The sequence below is a fragment of the Sorangium sp. So ce117 genome, assembly GCF_051524395.1.
GTDB classification, from domain to species: domain Bacteria; phylum Myxococcota_A; class Polyangia; order Polyangiales; family Polyangiaceae; genus Sorangium; species Sorangium cellulosum_B.
In genome coordinates, this window is the sequence record NZ_CP150309.1 from 6,124,465 (window position 1) to 6,143,219 (window position 18,755).

General features: G+C 71.5%; 8 protein-coding genes. 3 read left to right on the forward strand and 5 right to left on the reverse strand.

All coding sequences use genetic code 11. From position 1 onward, the window contains the following. Positions 1-2: 2 nt before the first annotated feature. Together WMF46_RS22900 and WMF46_RS22905 are read right to left on the reverse strand one after the other, a co-directional pair. Complete coding sequence (locus WMF46_RS22900; RefSeq protein WP_437987540.1) at positions 3-1,832, reverse strand: radical SAM protein; 1,830 nt, start codon at positions 1,830-1,832, stop codon at positions 3-5. A 26-nt stretch (positions 1,833-1,858) separates the two neighbouring features. Next, the gene (locus WMF46_RS22905) at positions 1,859-3,142 is read right to left on the reverse strand and encodes a glycoside hydrolase family 1 protein (RefSeq protein ID WP_437987541.1); all 1,284 of its coding nucleotides are present in this window, start codon (positions 3,140-3,142) and stop codon (positions 1,859-1,861) included. Positions 3,143-3,200: 58 nt separating this feature from the next. Here WMF46_RS22905 and WMF46_RS22910 point away from each other — a divergent pair, with 58 nt between their 5' ends. Both WMF46_RS22910 and WMF46_RS22915 read left to right on the forward strand, forming a co-directional pair. Next, a complete protein-coding gene (locus WMF46_RS22910; protein ID WP_437987542.1) occupies positions 3,201-3,977 on the forward strand; it encodes a tetratricopeptide repeat protein in 777 nt (258 codons plus the stop codon). Positions 3,978-4,394: 417 nt separating this feature from the next. After that, entirely contained in the window at positions 4,395-5,645 is a 1,251-nt protein-coding gene (locus WMF46_RS22915; protein WP_437554912.1) for a zinc-dependent alcohol dehydrogenase, read from the forward strand. Positions 5,646-5,686: 41 nt separating this feature from the next. Here the strand turns inward: WMF46_RS22915 and WMF46_RS22920 are convergent, their stop codons facing one another. Next, positions 5,687-5,905 (reverse strand): hypothetical protein, encoded by a 219-nt coding sequence (locus WMF46_RS22920; protein WP_437987543.1) that lies wholly within the window; start codon positions 5,903-5,905, stop codon positions 5,687-5,689. 26 nt (positions 5,906-5,931) lie between these two features. Between WMF46_RS22920 and WMF46_RS22925 the strand changes: the two genes are divergently transcribed. After that, a complete protein-coding gene (locus tag WMF46_RS22925; RefSeq protein WP_437987544.1) occupies positions 5,932-6,951 on the forward strand; it encodes a cation diffusion facilitator family transporter in 1,020 nt (339 codons plus the stop codon). Positions 6,952-6,970: 19 nt separating this feature from the next. Here the strand turns inward: WMF46_RS22925 and WMF46_RS22930 are convergent, their stop codons facing one another. Together WMF46_RS22930 and WMF46_RS22935 are read right to left on the reverse strand one after the other, a co-directional pair. After that, complete coding sequence (locus WMF46_RS22930) at positions 6,971-12,673, reverse strand: sensor histidine kinase (protein WP_437987545.1); 5,703 nt, start codon at positions 12,671-12,673, stop codon at positions 6,971-6,973. A gap of 292 nt (positions 12,674-12,965) precedes the next feature. After that, complete coding sequence (locus WMF46_RS22935) at positions 12,966-18,680, reverse strand: sensor histidine kinase (protein WP_437987546.1); 5,715 nt, start codon at positions 18,678-18,680, stop codon at positions 12,966-12,968. Positions 18,681-18,755: the final 75 nt, after the last annotated feature.

The following is an 18,755-nucleotide window of genomic DNA, read 5'->3' on the forward strand; positions in this document are numbered from 1 at the left end:
CGCTACGACGGCAGCACCCGGAGCCGCCCGCGCTGCGCCGCTCCGTCGCGGCCGGCGGCCTCGGCCGCGCGCGGCGGCGCCGGCCGCGCCACGGCCTGCGGCCACACGGCGAAGTCCTCCGGGAGCGGCCCCGGGAGCGCCGGCTGCGCCGTCCGCTCCAGGAGCTGGAAGTCACAGCGCGCCACGAGATCGAGCGGGAGCCCCTTGCCCGGCCCGCCCTTCGCGAACCACGCGCGCGCCGCCTGCACGTTGCGGATGAGCACGGCGTGCTGCGGGTCGCGCTTCGCGGCCGCCGTGAAGTGATCCTGCATCGCCTGCCAGTCGCGCCGGCCCGCCGCGACGCACGCGAGCGCGTTGAGCGCGAGCCCCGGCAGCGGGTGGCCGAGCTCCAGCGCGCGCGCGGCGTGCCGCTCCGCGAGGTCGAGCTGCCCCGCGTCGAGGTAGGCGACGCCGAGCTCCAGGTGCGCCGCGTGATGATCGCCGAGGAGCTCGAGGATCGCCCTGCGCTCCCCCACCCCCTCGCGGTAGAGCTCGCGCAGCCCCTTGTTCTGCTCGAACCAGGCGCTCATCAGCGCCGTGTCCTCCTCCGAGGCGTCGAACGGCGTCTTGAGCTCCTGGAAGTCGCCGCGGAAATAGACGTCGCGCTGAAGCCAGCCGGCCGCCTCGGCGTCGTCGAAGTCGCGCGTGCCGGGGTAGATGGACAGGCACGAGAAGATGTACTGGTGCGGCCTCGCCGCCTCCAGGAACGCGAGCGTCTCCCGGAACGTCTCCGCCGTCTCGCCGCGGTTGCCCAGCATCATGTAGTAGCGGACCTGGATCCCGTACTTCTTCGCGAGCTCCGTCGACTCGATGATCTTCTTGACCGTGATCTTCTTGTCGATGTTCTTCAGGATGGACGGCGAGCCCGACTCGACGCCGAGGCTCAGGCGCTGGCAGCCGGCGAGGCGCATCTCGCGGAGCAGCTCCTCGCCGAGCACGTCGACGCGCGTGTCGCAGCTCCACAGGAAAGAGATCTTCCGATCGCGGATGCCGCGGCAGATCTCGATGACGCGCTTGCGGTTCGTCGTGAAGGTGTCGTCCTTGATCTGGACCATCTTCACCGGCAGCTTCGCCACGGCGGCCTCGATGGAGTCGAGCACGTAGGGCACCGACTGGCCCCGGAAGCCGCGGCCCCAGGTCGCCTCGGCGCCGCAGAACGTGCACGCCCAGGCGCAGCCGCGCGAGGTCATCACGATGTGCGTGGCGAAGTGGTCGTGCGGCGACGCGAGCGCGTCGAGCTCCTCGATCGCGGGCCGGGGCGGGCCGAGCTCGACCCGGCCGTCGACGCGGTACGCCGTGCCGGGGACGCCGAGCGCGGGCCGGCCGGCCTCGAGGCGCTCGAGCAGCTCGAGGAACGAGTGCTCGCTCTCTCCGAGCGTCACCGTGTCGATCTCGGGGTGGTGCCGCAGCATCTCGGCCGCGAGCGGGGTCGCGTGCGGCCCGCCGACGACGATGTGCGCCCCGGGGTGGAGCCGCCGGATGCACCGGGCGGTGAGCGCCACGCCGCGCCGGTTGGCGGTCCAGCACGACAGGCCGAACACGTCCGCGCCGAGCTCGCGCACGACCCGCTCGACCTGCGAGAACGGGTACGACGAGAGGTTCAGCACCTTCACCTGGTGGCCCGCGCGGAGGGCCTGCGCGCCCAGCGAGAAGAGCCCGTACGGGGTCTGGTGGAAGTCCGGGTCGAGGTCGCCCTCGCGGTACTCGGCCGGCGGGCCGTCGCCGCTCTTGTCGGGCGCCTCCCCGGGCGCGGGGATCTTCCAGGGCGGTGGGTAGAGCAGCGCGATGCGCATCGATCCTGCCTTTCCGGTGCCGTCCGTCACGCGGGCGCGGCGCCGCGCTCGCTCCGCGGGCCGCCCGGGCCCTCTGCCTCGATGCTGCGCGCGCGCGCGATCCGGGCGTAGAGCTCGGCGCTGGGCCGCGGGCTGCGCTCCTGGGTCACGCGGTCGACCTCGACAAGCCCGAAGCGCGGGGCGTAGCCCTCGGCCCACTCGAAGCCGTCGAGCAGCGACCAGTGCATGTACCCGCGCACGTCGACGCCGCGCTCGATGGCCCGCGCGACCTCCGCGAGGTGCCGCACGAGGAACCGCGGGCGCTGGTCGTCGTCGGCGTCGGCGATGCCGTTCTCCGTGATGTAGATCGGGACCCGGGCGCGGGGCCACCAGGCGTCGAGCACGTAGCCGAGCCCCTCCGGGTAGATCTCCCAGCCGAGATCGCTGACCTCCGCCCCCTCGGGGACGAGCCGCCGGAGGAACCCGGCGCGCGCGTGCGCCGCCGAGAAGCGGACAAGGTCGCGGCTGTAGTAGTTCACGCCGAAGAAGTCGTGCAGGCCGCTGTCGCAGACGGCGCGCGCGAACGCGTCGTTGAACAGCCGCTCGAAGAGGGCCGCCCACATGCGGTCGGCGAGCCGCCCGAACCGCTCCGGCTCGATGACGCGCAGGTGGTGCGCGACGCCGACCGAGATGGAGTGCCCGCGCCGGCCCGCGGCCTCGTGCATGGCGCGGTACATGGCGGCGTGGGCGCGGAGCAGGTTCTGGTGGGCGCGCACCGCCTCGACGGGCGAGCTCCGCGCCGGCGGCCAGACGCCGAGCAGGTGGGCCTGCAGGGCGAGCATGTTGGGCTCGTTGATGGTGACCCAGAGCTGGCACAGGTCGCCGAGCGCCTCGACGGCGCGCTCGGCGAAGCGCGAGAGGAGCGCCGGCAGCTCCAGCGAGAGCAGGCCGCCCCGCTGCGCGACCCAGCGCGGCAGGGTGACGTGATGGACGGTGACCATCGGGGTGATCCCGGCGTCCCGGTGCGCGCCGAGCACGTCCCGGTAGTGGTCCCACGTGGCCGGATCGAACTCGCCCGGCTCCCGCTCGACGCGGGCCCACTCGATGGAGAGCCGGTGCGCCCCCATACAGAGCCGCGCCTGGAGCGCGACGTCCTCGCGGAAGCGGTGCAGCTGGTCGCACGCGTCGTCCGGCGTATCGCCGCCGCGGACTCGCCCCGGCTCGCGCGCGAACGCGGCCCAGTCGCTCTGCGCGCAGTGCCCCTCGACCTGTGTGGCGGAGGCGGCAGTGCCGAACAGGAACCCGTCCGGGAAGCGCAGATCCTCACCCATGAGCGCGCATCCTACGCGAACTCGCGCCGGGCGGCTGCCTTCCGGAGCAGCCGTCCGATTGCTCGAGGGGCCGGGCGCCGGTACGCTCGGCCCTGTGTGCGCGGCGCGGTGCGTAGATGCGGGGGGCGCGCGCCCCCGAAACAGCGCGCGAGCGCGCGCCCTCGCCGCCGCCTCGCTCGCCGCGGCGCTGCTGCACGGGGCCGCGCCGGCCCGGGCGGACGGGGTCGGCTGGGCGACGGCCCAGGCCGCCGAGCTGACGCGCCAGGCCGAGGCCCGCGCCGCGGCCGGCGAGGCCGATGTGGCGCTGCAGCGGTACCTGGAGGCGGTCCGCTTCGACGCGACCTACGGCCCGGCGTACCTCGGGCTGGGCGCGCTGTACGAGCGGGCGGGCGATCCGCGCGAGGCGGAGCGCGCGTACACCGTGGGGCTGGACCACGTGAGCGGCTTCGTCGAGGGCCACCGCGCCCGGGCGGCGCTGCGGTCGCGCGAGGGGCGGCGCGAGGAGGCGATCGCCGATCTGGAAGCGGCGGCGGCGCTCCGCGGCGACGACGGCAAGCTGCTCCAGGAGCTCGCGGCCGCCTACGTGGCGGCGGGCGCGCTGCCGGCGGCGCTCGGCGTCGCGCGGCGGCTCTCGGCGCTCGCCGCGCGGAACGGCGATCGCCCCCTCGCTGCCGCGGCGACGACGCAGGCGCGCGCGCTGTCGGTGCTGGTCGGCGAGGCCGATCCCGTGCGCGCCGGCGGCGCCGATCGCGGCCCGGTCCGGCGCGCGCTCGCGCGGCACGCCGCGGCGCCTGCGCGGGGGAGCGCGGCGGATCGGCGGCGCGAAGGGCGGTGATGCCACGACGCCGGCCCGGCGGCCGGTTCGGCCACGGGGAGCGGCCTGCGGCGCGGCTCGCTTGACCTCTTTCCAGGTGGGCCGCCTGCGGCTGAGACCCTCTTTCCAGGCCAGCGAGCCCGGATAACCGGACTCCCCTGCGGCGGGCGGCCCCGGACGGGGCAGATTGTCACGATCGCCCCACTGCCCGGGGAGCAGCGCGCCGCGGATGCGAGCAGCGCGCCGGAGGCGGATCTCCGGGCGATGTCCCGCGGGCACCTCGGTTGCTGCCCTCCGCGCCGCGGCTGCACGCGCAGGCTGGCACGGGATCGGCACGGACACGCGGCGTTTAGAACCTCGGCCATCTCTGCAGAGCGCGGCGGCCTGTGCCTCTCGGCCGGCCGGCGCGCCGCCCCTCGAGGGAGAAAGCGAGAACCCATGAAGGCGGTAGTGTTTCACGGCGTCGGCGACATCCGGATGGACGACGTCAAGGAGCCGAAGATCAAGGAGCCGACCGACGCGATCCTCCGGATCACGGCGAGCGCCATCTGCGGGACCGATCTCCACTTCGTCCGCGGCACGATGCCGGGGATGGTGCCGGGCACGGTCCTCGGCCACGAGGCGGTCGGCGTCGTCGAGGAGCTCGGCGCCGACGTGCGGAACCTGAAGAAGGGCGATCGCGTCGTCGTGCCCTCGACGATCGCGTGCGGCTACTGCTCGTACTGTCGCGCCGCGTACTACGCGCAGTGCGACAACGCGAACCCGAACGGCAAGCACGCGGGCACGGCGTTCTTCGGCGGCCCCGCCATGTCGGGCCCGTTCGACGGGCTGCAGGCCGAGCTCGCGCGCATCCCCTTCGCGGGCGTCGGCCTCGTCAAGCTGCCGAACGGCGTCAGCGACGACCAGGCCATCCTGCTCTCCGACATCTTCCCGACGGCGTACTTCGGCGCCGAGCTCGCCGAGATCAAGCCCGGCGACACGGTCGCGATCTTCGGCTGCGGCCCCGTCGGCCTGTTCACGATCGCGAGCGCCAAGCTCATGGGCGCGGGGCGCATCCTCGCCGTCGATCGCGTGCCCGACCGGCTCGAGATGGCGCGCGAGCAAGGCGCCGAGACCGTCGATTTCTCCGCCGAGGACCCGATCGAGGCCATCCTGCGCCTGACCGGCGGCATCGGCGTGGACCGGGCGATCGACGCCGTGGGCGTCGACGCCGAGCGCCCGCACGAAGGCCCCGCCCACAAGGAGGCAAAGCAGCAGGCCAAGGCGTTCGACCTCGAGGTCAAGCAGATCGCCCCCAACGCGCGGACCACCGGCGACGCCTTCCGCGCCGGCGACGGGCCGTCGCAGGTGCTGCAGTGGGCCGTCCGGTGCGTGGCCAAGGCGGGGACCATCGCCGTCATCGGCGTCTATCCGCAGACGTCGCGCACGTTCCCCATCGGAGAGGCCATGAACAAGAACCTCACCCTCCAGATGGGCAACTGCAATCACAGGAAGTACATCCCGAAGCTCGTGGACCTCGTGCAGACCGGCCAGGTGGATCCCACCACGATCCTCACCAAGAAAGCGCCCCTGGAGTCGGCGATCGACGCCTACAAGGCCTTCGACCGGCGAGACGCAGGGTGGGTGAAGGTCGAGCTCCGCCCGTCGCGGGCGGGGGCGCCTGCCCACCTGGACCGCGCCGTCGCGTAGCGCGGCGCCGCCTCCGCGACGCGGAGCCTCGGCCGCGGCGATCAGGCGGAATTCGCTGGGGGTCGCGCTGCGGCCGGGGCACGCTGCCGGCCGGCGATCGCGGCCTTCAGGCCCGCCCGCAGGTCCCGGAAGGTCTCCACGCCCGACCAGTCGAGCCCGAGCAGCGGGGCCATCCGTTCGACGATCTCGCGGTCGGGGCGCGTGCGACGTCGCAGCGCACCCACCCGGGTGATCCTGACCACCACGCGCATGACGAGCAAGGGCGTCGCGGGGTAGCCTCCCGGCCATGAGCGGACCACGTCCTGCCGCCCGCCTCGCCGCCCGCGCCGACCCCGCCGCCCGCCCTGACCCCGGCGTTGCGCCCGCCGCCCGCGCCGTCGACCGCGGCGCCGCTCCCTCCGCCGAGCGCCGCCTCGACCCTGCCGACCGCGCCCGCGCCGCGCTGCGCGCCGGGCGCATCGCGGCGCTGACCGCCGGCGGCCTCGCCCTCGGCAAGCTCATCGCCGGCCAGCTCGGCCAGTCGATGGCCGTGACCGCGAGCGCCGTCGACTCGCTCACGGACCTCTTCGCCTCCTCGGCGAACGCCCTCGCCATCCAGCTGGCCCACGCCGCGCCCGACCGCTCGCACCCGTTCGGCCACGCGAAGATCGAGACGCTCGCGACCGCCGGTCAGGGCCTGCTCATCGGCGGCTCGGGGGTTTACCTGCTCATCGAGGGGTTCCGGCGGCTGCTCGCGCCCGAGCCGCTCCGCCTCGCCGCCGTCACGCTCGGCGCGATGGCCGCCGCCGCCCTCATCACCGCGGCGCTCGTGGCCTACCTCGGCCGGGTCGCCGCGCGCACCGGCTCGAGCGCCATCCAGGCCGACGCCGTCCACTACCGCACCGACATCGCCGCGAACCTCGCCGTCCTCGCCGGCGTCGCCCTCACGTACGCGACGGGCTTCTCCCGCATCGACGGCGTCCTCTCGGTCGCGGTCGCCGTCTACATCCTCACGTCCGCGGGGACCCTCCTCCGGCTCGGCGTGCGCGACCTCATCGACACGAGCGCCCCGGAGGAGCGCGTCGGCGCCATCGCGGGCGCGCTCGACGCCATGCGCGCGCGCGGCGAGCTCCTCGGCCACCACAGGCTGCGCACGCGGATCGCCGGGCGCACGCTGTTCGTGGAGGTGCACATCGAGCTCCCGGGCGACCTCCCCCTCGCGCGCGCGCACGCGACCAGCGACCGCGCGCGCGACGCCATCCTCGCCATCGAGCCCGACGCAGAGGTGCTCGTGCACATCGACCCCGAGCGCGACGAGCCGGCGTGAGGGCCCCCGGCAGCGCCGCTCAGCCCGGCTGGGCGCGCGGCCCGGCCCCGGGCGGCGGCCCGGCCCGCGGCAGCTCGACGACGAACGTCGCCCCGGCGCCGAGCGCGCTCTCGACGCGGATCGAGCCGCCGTGCGCCTCCGCGATCCTGCGGCTGATGTACAGCCCCAGCCCCAGCCCGCCGTAGTGCCGGTCCGACACCGCGCGCTCGAACCGCTCGAAGATCTGCCCCTGGCGCGCCGGGTCGATCCCGATCCCGTGGTCCCGCACCGAGAGCCGCGCAACGCTATCCTCCTCTCCGAGGAAGACCTCGACAGGCTTGCCCGCCCCGAACTTGATCGCATTGGCGAGGAGATTCGTCACGATCTGGTCAATGCGGGAGCGATCCCAGAGGCCCACGATCGGGCCGCCGTCCCGCAGCGAGACCGCGCACCCGGCGCGCGCCAGATCCAGCTTGAACCGCGCGATCGCGTCGCGGACGATCGCCCCGAGGTCCACCTCCTCGACCTCGAGCGGGAGCCGATGCGCGTGGATCCGCGACACGTCGAGGAGCTCGCTGTTCAGGCGGGTCAGGCGCGCCGCCTGCCGCAGAGCGCGGTCGATCTGCCTGCCCATGGCCTGCGGATCCCAGGTTCGACCCGATCGGAGGGTCCGATCCATGGCCTCGAGCGAGAGCGTGAGCGACGTCATCGGCGTGTTGAGCTCGTGCGTCGCCACGGTCAGGAACTCGTCCCGCGCGCGGATGGCCTCCTGGGCGGCGCGGTAGAGCCGCGCATTGTCGATCGCGATCGCCGCCCGGCGCGCCACTTCTTGCACGAGCTCGAGATCGGCATCCCCGTAGCGGCGCTCCGGCGCGGACGAGACGATGCTCAGCGCCCCGATCGGCTGTCCCCGCGCCACGAGCGGCACCGTGATGGAACTCGCGGTCCCGAGCGCTCGGAGGAGCCTCACGTGCCCGTCGTCCTCGCAATGCCCCCGGAGGATGGCCTCCGAGAGCTCGGGGAGCAGGAGCGGCTCACCGCTGCGCAGGACGGTGGCCGCGGGATGGGGCGAGTCGCGGCCAGGAGGATACCGTCGCTCCAGCTCCTCGATCAACGACTCCAGCGTGGGATCTCGGTGCGCCCAGGAGATTCGCCGGATCTCTCCACCTTCCACGACGTCGATGACGCACCAGTCGCAAAGCGATCGTACCGAGAGCTGCGCGATACGCGACAACGTCTCGCCATAATCGAGCGACCCGGAGAGGATGTCCCCGGCCTCGCCCAGGAAGGCCGCGCGGCGCTCGGCCGCCTCGGCCGCGGCCCGCGCGGCCTGCTCGTTTGCGAGCAGCCGCGCGTTCTCCAGGGAGATCGCTGCCTGTGTGGCGAGCAGCGAGAGGGCGGTCAGCCGCTCCGGCGTGAACGCGCCCTCGACGAGGTTGTTCTCGAGGTAGAGCAGGCCCACCACCTCGCCCTGCCTCAGGATGGGCGCGCAGAGCAGCGACATCGGCCTGTACCGCGCGAAGTAGCCATCGCCGGAGAACCTGCCCGCGTCCGCGGCGGCATCGCTCAGGATGACACGCTCCTTCGTCCGCTGAACGTAGCGGACGAGCGACATGGGGACGCGCCGCGAGCCATCCTCCGCCCTCGGCGGGAGGAGGGTCGTCGCCGCCCCGCTCTCTTCGAGGGTGGCCTCCGCCTCGATGGAGAGGCGCCCGTCCTGGTACAGGAGGAGGCAAACCCTCTGCGCGCCCCCCTGCTCGAGGACGACTGCGAGCAGCGCGCGCAACAGCTTGTCGAGGACGAGCTCGCTCGACAGGGTCTGCGATGCCTTGGTCACCGACAGCAGGTCGAGCTGCTCGGACCGCACCTCGAACGAAGCGGTCGGGGCGAGCGGCGTCTTGTCCCAGAGGTGCGGATGTTGCTGGTCGATCTGCTTGACCTTGCCGTCCGCCCCCCAGCGGTCGTAACAGCCGCGGGCCTCGCGGAGGTACGTGTCGGCAATCAGGTCGAACCCCCGCGCCCGGTAAAACCTCGACGCGATCTCGTGGGCGAGCGCCTCGTTGTGGGCAAAACCGCTTTCGCGCGCGGAGCGGATGGCCTGCTCGTACAGATGCTCCGCTCTGTCCCATTCGCCGCCGATGCGCGCGAGCTCGGCGCCGACCAGCGCCGCGCGATCGCGGAAGTTCTCCGGACAGCTCGAGGCCCAGACCTGGAGCTGATGGTGGTGGGCGACGAGCGCCGCGAGGTGCTGCGACCGCTCGTCGGCGGATGGAGGTGCCGCGTCGTGGCGCGCCGCCCGCGCGAGCGCACCATAGAAATGGTATTCGGTGAGCGCGAGGAACACCGGCGACGTCCGGAGGAGCCGCTGCGCCTTCGCCCCGACCTCGAGGGCAGAGGCGTAATCACCCGCGTGGCAGCGCGCTTGCAGCTTGTGGAGCCAGTACCAGCCCGCGGCGATCGAGAGGCGCGGATCGCGCTCGAGGCGCCGCTCGAACCGGCCCTCGTCGAAGTCATCATCGTTGAAGGAGCCGAGGACCGGCGAGAGCCCCCGGAGCGTCCGGATGAACCTGAGCTGTGCGGTGATGAGGTCGACGACGAGGCCGAACTTCGCCTTCCGCGTGAACGCGAGGGCTACCTCGGCCTCTCGCTGCACCTCGCCGAGCGGATCTCCCTCCGTGAGGAGGAGCGTCACCAGGACGGCGGACAGATAGGACGAATACGTGAGATCGCCGGTCTCCTGCGCCACGTGAAAGGCGCATCGCAAGGGCTCGACGCTGGTGCGCACGTGCCTCGTCCAGGGGTTGATGGTGAACCAGAAGACGAAATAGACACGGGCCTTGAAGCGGAGGTTCGCGCGCTTCTCCATCAGATCGAGGCCGAGCTTGCCGAAGCGAAACCCCGCCTGATAATCGCCGAAGCGCGACCCGAGGAGCGAGCCGAGCCGGACGTAGGCGAGGCATGACGCGTCGCAGTTCCCGTGATCGAGGCTGAGGTTCACCATGCGAGCGACCAGGAGGCTCAGCAGGTTCTTGTCGGAGACCAAGGCCGGCACATCGCACGACGAGAGGACATCCATGGTCGCGCGGCAGTCCGGGTCGGTCATCGTGGGCAGATCGAGGAGCTCCTCGAGCGGGCGGCTCCCGAGCTTTCGCCACATCCGCTCGAATTCCTGCTGGACCTCCGCGTCCGTCGGGTGCGGCGGCCACGCGACGCCGACGCGCCCGAGGTACTCGAGGCACGCCTCCACGCTGCGGTCGCTCTGATCCAGGGTCATGTAAAGGGCCATGCGCACGCACGTGACGGCGGCGAAGTCGACGACGTTCCGGGCGCGGCGCGAGAGCATGGCGAGCCGCTCCTCCGCTGTCGGCAGCTCGCCGGTCAGGTACTCGCACTCGGCCCGGTAGAGCTCGAGCGCGAAGGCGAGCTCATAACGAAGCGACCAGCTCTCCTCGGTGAGGAGCGCCGCGCCGGCGGCGACGTACGCCAGCGCCGAGGCGTAGGCGGTCGACCCCTTGGCGCGCTTGCCCGCCACGAGGTTGAGCTCGGCGACCCGTTCACGCTCGCCCCGCGACGTGATGAGCCCGGCGCCGCGGTTGAGCTGGTTCACGATTTCGAAGATCTTCTCCTCGAGCTTCTCGGGCGGCGTATGCGACGCGAGCAGCCGGCCGATCCCGAGGTGCATTTCCGCCCGCTCGCCTTCGGGGATGAGCGAATAGGCCGCCTCCTGGACGCGGTCGTGGAGGAACTTGTACGCGCCGTTCAAGCGAAAGATGAGCCCCTCCTGAACTGCGTCCCAAAGATCGGTGTGCACGTCCTCCTCCGAGCCGCCCTGAACGGTCGTCAGGAGGGTGACCTCCACGGTGCCTCCCAGACAGGCGAGCTGCGTCAGCGCTCCCTGGGTGCGCCGAAGGAGCCGCGCGAGCTTGCCGACCATCAGGTCGACCACGTTGTCCGTGAACCCTTTCTCGCGGATCTTCGCCACGTCCCACCGGAAGGCCGCGGCGCGCTCGTCGAACGCGATCAGCCGCTCTTCGTGCAGCGCGGAGAGGAACTGGATCGCGAAGAACGGGTTGCCAGCCGTCTTCTCGTAAACGAGGTTCGAGAGCGGCGCGGCGTCCTCGCGGCGGCAGCGAAGCGCGTCGCTGACGAGCGCGGCGAGGTGGTCCCGGGAGAGCGGGCCGAGCACGATGTCCGTGATGCGCGCCCCCTCCTTCCGCGCCTGGTCGAGCGCCCGCACGAGCTGATGCGAGGGGGTCACCTCGTTGTCGCGGTACGCGCCGACGACGAGGAGATAGGGTGTTTCGGGGTGCGTCACCAGATCATGAAGGAGCCCGAGACTCGCAGCATCGGTCCACTGGAGATCGTCGAGGAAGAGCGCGAGGGGGTGCTCCTTCCGGGCGAACACCCCGATGAAGTGCCGGAATACGACGCGGAACCGGTTCTGCGCCTCTGCCGGCGGGAGCTCAGGAACCGGCGGTTGCCGGCCGATGACGAGCTCGAGCTGAGGGATAACCTCCACGATGAGCTGTCCGTTGATCCCGAGGGCGCCGAGCAGCCGCCGCCGGATGGCCGCGATCCCCTCCTCGTCCTCGGCGAGGATCTCCAGCACGAGCTCCCTGAAGGCCTGGACGAGCGTGAAGTACGGGATGTCGCGCTTGTATTGATCGAACTTCCCCGAAAGAAAGAGCGCTCGCTCCCGGACGATCGGCTTGTACAGCTCGCGGACCAGCGCCGACTTGCCGATGCCCGCATAGCCTGAGACCAGGACGAGCTCGGAGGCCCCCGTGCCCCTCATGCGGTCGAACGCGCGCAGCAGCACGGCCACGTCCTCCTCGCGGCCATAGAGCTTCTGAGGGATCTCGAAGCGATCGGAGGCGTCGTGCTCGGCCAAGGGGAACGGCTCGATCCGGCCGGTGGCTCGCCACGCCGAGAGGCACCGCTCGAGGTCGTGCTTGAGGCCGCGCGCGGTCTGATAGCGATCCTCCGCCATCTTCGCCAGGAGCTTCAGGACGAGCGCCGAGACCACCTCGGGCAGCTCCGGGACGAGCGCGGAGGGCGGCGGCGGGACGCGGGCGACGTGACAGTGCACCCACTCGAGCGGGTCCCGCGCCTCGAACGGCAGGCGCCCGGTGAGCATCTCGTGGAACGTGACCCCGAGCGCATAGAGATCGGTGCGGCTGTCGATCGCCCGGTTCATCCGCCCCGTCTGCTCCGGAGCCAGGTACGGCAAGGAGCCCTCGATGAGCCGGGGAGGCCCTGCCGGCGACGGCTCGCGGGAGAGGCGGGACGCGAGGCCGAAGTCGGCGAGCTTGACCTGACCGGTAGCCGCGTTGACGAGGATGTTCTGGGGCTTGAGATCCTTGTGGATGACGTCCCGCTGGTGAAGCTCCGCCACCCCGGCGACGATACGAACCGCGAGATCGAGGAACCGATCGACCTTCATGGGGGCGCCGAGCAAGCGGTCGAGCGACTCACCGCCGAAATCCTCGACGACGAGCGCCGGCAGCCCCTCGTACGCCTCGAGGGCGAGCGGCGCCACGATGGCCTCGTGGCTCAGCGCCTTGCCGATCGCATACTCGTGCTTCAGGCGCTCGATGTCCTTCGGGCGGCTGCGCCTCGGGTCGAGGACCTTCAGGATCACCGGGCAGCCATCGGCGCTCCGGACCGCGCGAAGCAGGCGGGTACTTTGGCCCTCGTGGAGGATCTCGGTGATCGCGTACGAGGAGGCCGGGCTCACCTCCATGGGGAAGAAACGCCATGGATCGCTGGCGCCCGGCGGCTCCCTGGAACAGGAGAGCTGTCGACGCCGGAACGGTCGAGCCCGCGCGCCTCGCCGAGGCGACGCAGCCGCACGGCCGGCGTGAGCGGATGGCGCAGGCCGCGCACCGCAGTCCCTGTCGCAGTCTCCCGCCGTCGTGCCACCCGAGGCCCCCCTCTATCGATAGGTACCACGGCTGAGGCCCGGCAGTTCCGCTGTGCACCTCTCAGGCGCCGACGAGCAAGGATCTCCAGGCTCACGTGCATACCCGCGCCGCTCAGCCCGGCAGGGCGCGCGGCCCGGCCCCGGGCGGCGGCCCGGCCCGAGGCAGCTCGACGACGAACGTCGCCCCGGCGCCGGGCGCGCTCTCGACGCGGATCGAGCCTCCGTGCGCCTCCGCGATCCTGCGGCTGATGTACAGCCCCAGCCCCAGCCCGCCGTAGTGCCGGTCCGACACCGCGCGCTCGAACCGCTCGAAGATCTGCCCCTGGCGCGCCGGGTCGATCCCGATCCCGTGGTCCCGCACCGAGAGCCGCGCCGTCCCCGCCTCCTCGCCGATGGAGATCTCCACCGGGTTGCCCGCCCCGAACTTGATCGCGTTGGCCAGCAGGTTCGAGACGATCTGGTCCACGCGAGAACCATCCCAGAGGCCCACGATCCGGCCGCACTCCCGCAGCGAGACCGCACACCCGGCGCGCGCCAGATCCAGCTTGAACCGCGCGAGCACGTCGCGGACGACCTGCCCGAGCTCGACCTCCGCCACATCGAGCCTCAGCCGAGCCGCGTTGATCCGCGAGACGTCGAGCAGCTCGCTGTTCAGTCGGGTCAGGCGCGCCGCCTGCCGCAGCGCGCGGTCGACCTGCCGGCCCATGGCCTGCGGATCCCAGGTTCGACCCGATCGGAGGGTCCGTTCCATGGCCTCCAGCGTGAGCGTGAGCGACGTCATCGGCGTGTTGAGCTCGTGCGTCGCCACGGTCAGGAACTCGTCGCGCATCCGGACCGCCTCGTTCGCAGCGCTGTAGAGCCGCGCGTTGTCGATCGCGATCGCGGCCCGGCGCGCCACCTCCTGCACGAGCGCGAGATCGGCGTCCCCGTAGCGGCGCTCCGGCTCGGAGGAGACGACGGTCAGCATCCCGATCGCCTGTCCCCGCGCCACGAGCGGCACGATGACGGAGCTCCGCGTCCCGAGCTCGCGGATGAGCCTCGCGTGCCCGTCGTCCTCGGCGTGTCTCTGGATGATTTCGTCGGAGATCTCGGGGAGCAGGAGGGGCCCACCGTCCCGCCAGGCACGGGCCGACGGGTGGGGCGAGTGCCGATCAGGAGGGTATCGCCGTCGCAGCTCCTCGAGCAAAGGCTCCTTCGCTGGGTCCTTGTGGGCACAGAAAGCTCTCCGGGTCTCCCCGCCTTCTGCAAAGTCGATGACGCACCAGTCGCAGAACGATCGCACCGACAGCCGCGCGAGCCGCGACAGCGCCTCTCCGTGATCGAGCGACGCGGAGATGATCTCCCCGGCCTCCGCCAGGAAGGCCGCGCGCCGCTCCGCTGCCTCGGCCGTGGTCCGCGCGGACTGCTCCTTGGCGAGCAGCCGCGCGTTCTCCAGCGAGATCGCCGCCTGTGTGGCGAGGAGCGAGAGGGCGGTGAGCCTGTCCTGCGTGAACGCGCCCGCGAGCAGGTTGTTCTCGAGGTAGAGTATGCCCGCCACCTCGGCCTGCCTCAGGACAGGCACGCAGAGGAGCGATCTGGGCCGATTCCGCGCGAAGTACTCGTCTCCGGAGAACTTGCCCGCATCGGCCGCCGCGTCGTGCAGGATGACGCGCTCCTTGGTCCAGTGGACGTAGCGGACGAGCGACATGGGAATGCGGGGCGAAGAGCCCTCCGCCGGACCCGGCCGGATCGACGTCGAGACGCCCCGCTCGTCGAGCGTCGCCTCCGCTTCGATGGCGAGGCGCGTGTCCTGACACAGTATGAGGCAAGCGCGCTGCGCGCCCCCCTGCTCGAGGACGGACGTGAGCAGCGTGCGCAGGAGCTGGTCGAGGACGATTTCGCCGGAGATGGTCTGTGATGCCTTGATCACCGAGAGCAGGTCGAGCTCCTCGGACCGCGCCGCGAAGGTGGCGGCCTGGGCGAGCGGCCTCGTATCCCAGAGGCGGGGATTCTGCTGGTCGATCTGCTTGACCTTGCCGTCCGCCCCCCAGCGGGTGTAGCAGGCGCGGGCCTCGCGCAGGTACGTGTCCGCGATCAGATCGAACCCCCGCGCCCGGTAGAACCTCGACGCGACCTCGTACGCGAGCGCCTCGCTGTGGACGAAGCCGTTCTCGCGCGCAGCGCGGATCGCCGCTTCGTAGAGGAGCTCGGCGTCGAGAGCCCGGCCCTCAAGGCGCGCACTCTCGGCGCCGATCAGCGCGGCGCGGCTGCCGAAGTTCTCGGGGCAGCTCGCAGCCCAGACCTCGAGCTGCGCGTGGTGGGCGGCGAGCGCCGCGAGGTGCCGGCGCCGCTCGTCGTTCGACTCGGGCGACGCGGGCGCCACCTCGCAGCGCGCCGCCCGCGCGAGCGCGCCATAGAAATGGTAATCGGTCACATAGAAGAACGACTGCACCGCCCAGAGGAGCCGCTCTACCTTCGTCGCCACGGCCAGGGCAGAAGCGTAGTCGCCGGCGTGGAAGTGCGCCTGGAGCCTGCAGATCCAGTACCAGGTGGCGGCCACCGAGAGCCGCGGATCGCTCTCCAGGTGCTGCTCGAACCTGGCCTCGTCAAAGCTCACGTCATTGAAGGAGGAGAAGCTGGGCGTCAAACCGCGGAGGCACCGGATGAGCTGCAGCTGCGCGATGACGCAATCGATGATGAGGCCGAACCTCGCCTTCCGTACGAAAGCGAGCGCGCTCTCGGCCTCGCGCTGCACGTCCCCGAGCGGCTCCGCCTTGGCGATCAGCAGCACGAGAGAGGCGTTGCGGGCGAAGGCCGCGAAGGTGAGGTCGCCGGTCTCGCTCGCCATGTCGAAGACGCGCCGCATGAGCTCGATGCTGGTGCGCACGTGCCTCGTCCACGGATTGACCAGGACTCCGAAGTCCAGGTAGACGCGGGCCTTGAAGCGGCCGAGCCCGTGTTGGTCCACCAGATCGAGGCCGAGCTTGCCGAAGCGGTAGCCCGCGCGGTAGTCGCCGAAGCGCGAGCCGAGGACCACGCCGACATGGACATAGCCGAAGCACGATCCGTCGCTGTTGCCGTGCTCGAGGCTCAGGTTCACCATGCGACCGACGACGAGGCTGTGCAGCCTCTGGTCGGTGAACAAGGCCGGCGCCTGGCCCCAGGTGAGGATGTCCATGATCGCGCGAATCACCGGATCGGTCATCGGCGGCAAGCCCACGAGCGCCTCGATCGGACGGCTCCCGAGCTGAGCCCACATCCGCTCGTACTCCTTCTGGACCTCGTCCTGCGTCGGGTGCGGCGACCACGTGACGCCGAGACGCCGCAGGACCTCGAGGCACATCTCGACGGCGAGCTCGCTCCGATCCAGCGTCGTGTAGAGGTCCACGCGCACACACGCGACCGCCGCCGCGTCGACCAGGCTCCCTGCGCGGCGCGAGAGCATCGAGAGCCGCTCCTCCGCCGCGCCGAGCTCCCCTGTCAGGTACTCGCACTCTGCGCGGCGCAGATCGAGCGCGAAGGCGAGCTCGTACTGCCGCGCCCAGCGGTCGTCTTCCGGCTCCAGGAACGCCGCGCCGGCGACGAGGTAGGTGAGCGCCGAGGCGAAGGCCGCCGACGCCATGGCGCGCCTGCCGGCGACGAGGTTGAGCCTGGCGCCTCGCTCTCGCTCCTCCCGTGACGTGATCAGCGGAGCGCCGCGGTCGAGCTGATTGACGATCTCGAAGATCTTCTCCTCGATCTCCTCCGGCGCCGTGCGCGCGGCGAGCAGCCTGCCTATCGCGAGGTGCGCCTCAGCCCGCTCGCCTTCGGGAATGACCGAATAGGCCGCCTCCTGCACCCGATCATGGATGAACTTGTACGAGCCGGGGAGGCGCTGGACGAGCCCCGCGGAGACGGCCTCCCGGAGGTCCGCGTGCGCGTCCTGCTCCGTGCGGCCGCGGACCATCGCGAGCAGGGCGACCTCCGCGGTGTTCCCCAGACAGGCGAGCTGCTGCAGCGCCCTCTGCGCGCTCGGAGAGAGCCGCGCGAGCTTGCCGACCATCAGGTCGACGACGTTGTCGGTGAAGCCCTTTCCGCGGATCCTCGCCACATCCCACCGGAAGGCCTCGGCGTCCTCGTCGAACGCGATCAGCCGCTCCTCGTGCAGCGCGGTGAGGAACTGGATCGCGAAGAAGGGGTTGCCGCCCGTCTTCTCGTGGACGAGGTCCGAGAGCGGCGCGGCGTCCTCGCGGCTGCAGCGGAGCGCGTCGCCGGTGAGCGCGGCGAGGTGCTCTCGGGAGAGCGGGCCGAGCGCGATGTCGGAGACGCGCGCGCCCTCCTTCCGGACCTCTTCGATCGCCACCATGAGCGGGTGCGAGGGGCTCACCTCGTTGTCTCGGTACGCGCCGATGACGAGGAGATGATGCGTCTCGGGGTGCGTCAACAGATCGCGAAGGAGCCCGAGGCTGGCCGAATCGGTCCACTGGAGATCGTCGAGGAAGAGCGCGAGGGGGTGCTCTTTCCGGGCGAACACCCCGATGAAGTGCCGGAACACGACCCGGAACCGGTTCTGCGCCTCGGCCGGCGGGAGCTCGGGGACAGGCGGTTGCCGGCCGATGATGAGCTCGACGTGGGGAATCACGTCCACGATGAGCTGCCCGTTGCTCCCGAGCGCGCCGAGCAATCGCTGCCGCAAGGCCGCGATCCGGTCCTCGCTCTCGGCGAGGATCTCGAGCACGAGCTCCCGGAACGCCTGGACCAGCGTGGAATAAGGGATGTCGCGCTTGTACTGGTCGAACTTCCCCGAGAAGAAGAGCGCTCGCTCCCGGACGATCGGCCTGTAGAGCTCGTGCACAAGCGACGACTTGCCGATGCCGGAGTAGCCGGAGATCACGACGAGCTCGGGAGAGCCCGTGGCCACCACGCGGTCGAACGCGCAGAGCAGCGCAGCCACGTCGCCCTCGCGGCCGTAGAGCTTCCGAGGGATCTGGAAGCGGCCTGAGACGTCGCGCTCGCCCAGGGAAAACGGGGCGATCCTGCCGGTGGCCTGGACCAGCGAGAGGCACCGATCGAGGTCGTGCTTGAGGCCGCGGGCGGTCTGATAGCGATCCTCGGGCATCTTGGCCAGGAGCTTCAGGACGAGCGCCGAGAGCACCTCGGGCAGCTCGGGCACCAGCGCCGAGGGCGCCGGCGGGAGCCGCGCGACGTGGCAATGGACCCACTCCAGCGGATCCTTCGCCTCGAACGGCAGGCGCCCGGTGAGCACCTCGTAGAACGTCACGCCGAGCGCGTAGAGGTCGGCGCGGCTGTCGATCGCCCGGTTCATTCGCCCCGTCTGCTCAGGAGACAGGTACGGCAATGAACCCTCGATGAGCCGCGGGGGCCCTGCCGGCGGCTGCTCGCGGGAGAAGCGGGACGCGAGGCCGAAGTCGGCGAGCTTCACCTGGCCGGTGGCCGTGTTGACGAGGATGTTCTGCGGCTTGAGATCCTTGTGGAGGATGTCCCGCTCATGGATCGCCGCCACGCAGGCCGCGATGCGGACCGCGAGCTCGAGGAACCTCTCGGCGGCCATGGGCGCGCCGATGAGGTGGTCGAGCGACTCGCCGCCGAAGTCCTCCAGGACGAGCGCCGGCAGCCCCTCGTGTGTCTCGAGGGCGAGCGGCGTCACGACGGCCTCGTGGTCCAGCAGCTTGCCGATCGCGTATTCGTTCCTCAGCCGCTCGGTGTCCTTCGGGCGGCTGCGCCTCGGGTCGAGGACCTTCAGGATCACGGGGAGGCCATCGGCGGTCCGGACCGCGCGCAGCAGGCTGACCCGCTGGCCCTCGTGAAGGGTCTCGGTGACCAGGTAAGAGGGAGCGCTCACGTCCATGGGGAGCCCCATGCGGAAGGCCCGCCGTGGAGCGCTGGATCCTGGCGGTCTAGCAGGACATGGGGGCAGCTGTCG

Coding starts and splice junctions, on each gene's coding strand:
- WMF46_RS22900 (WP_437987540.1), bottom strand. CDS start 1,832: ATGCGCATCGCGCTGCTCTACCCACCGCCCTGGAAGATCCCCGCGCCC.
- WMF46_RS22905 (WP_437987541.1), bottom strand. CDS start 3,142: ATGGGTGAGGATCTGCGCTTCCCGGACGGGTTCCTGTTCGGCACTGCC.
- WMF46_RS22915 (WP_437554912.1), top strand. CDS start 4,395: ATGAAGGCGGTAGTGTTTCACGGCGTCGGCGACATCCGGATGGACGAC.
- WMF46_RS22925 (WP_437987544.1), top strand. CDS start 5,932: ATGAGCGGACCACGTCCTGCCGCCCGCCTCGCCGCCCGCGCCGACCCC.
- WMF46_RS22930 (WP_437987545.1), bottom strand. CDS start 12,673: ATGGAGGTGAGCCCGGCCTCCTCGTACGCGATCACCGAGATCCTCCAC.
- WMF46_RS22935 (WP_437987546.1), bottom strand. CDS start 18,680: ATGGACGTGAGCGCTCCCTCTTACCTGGTCACCGAGACCCTTCACGAG.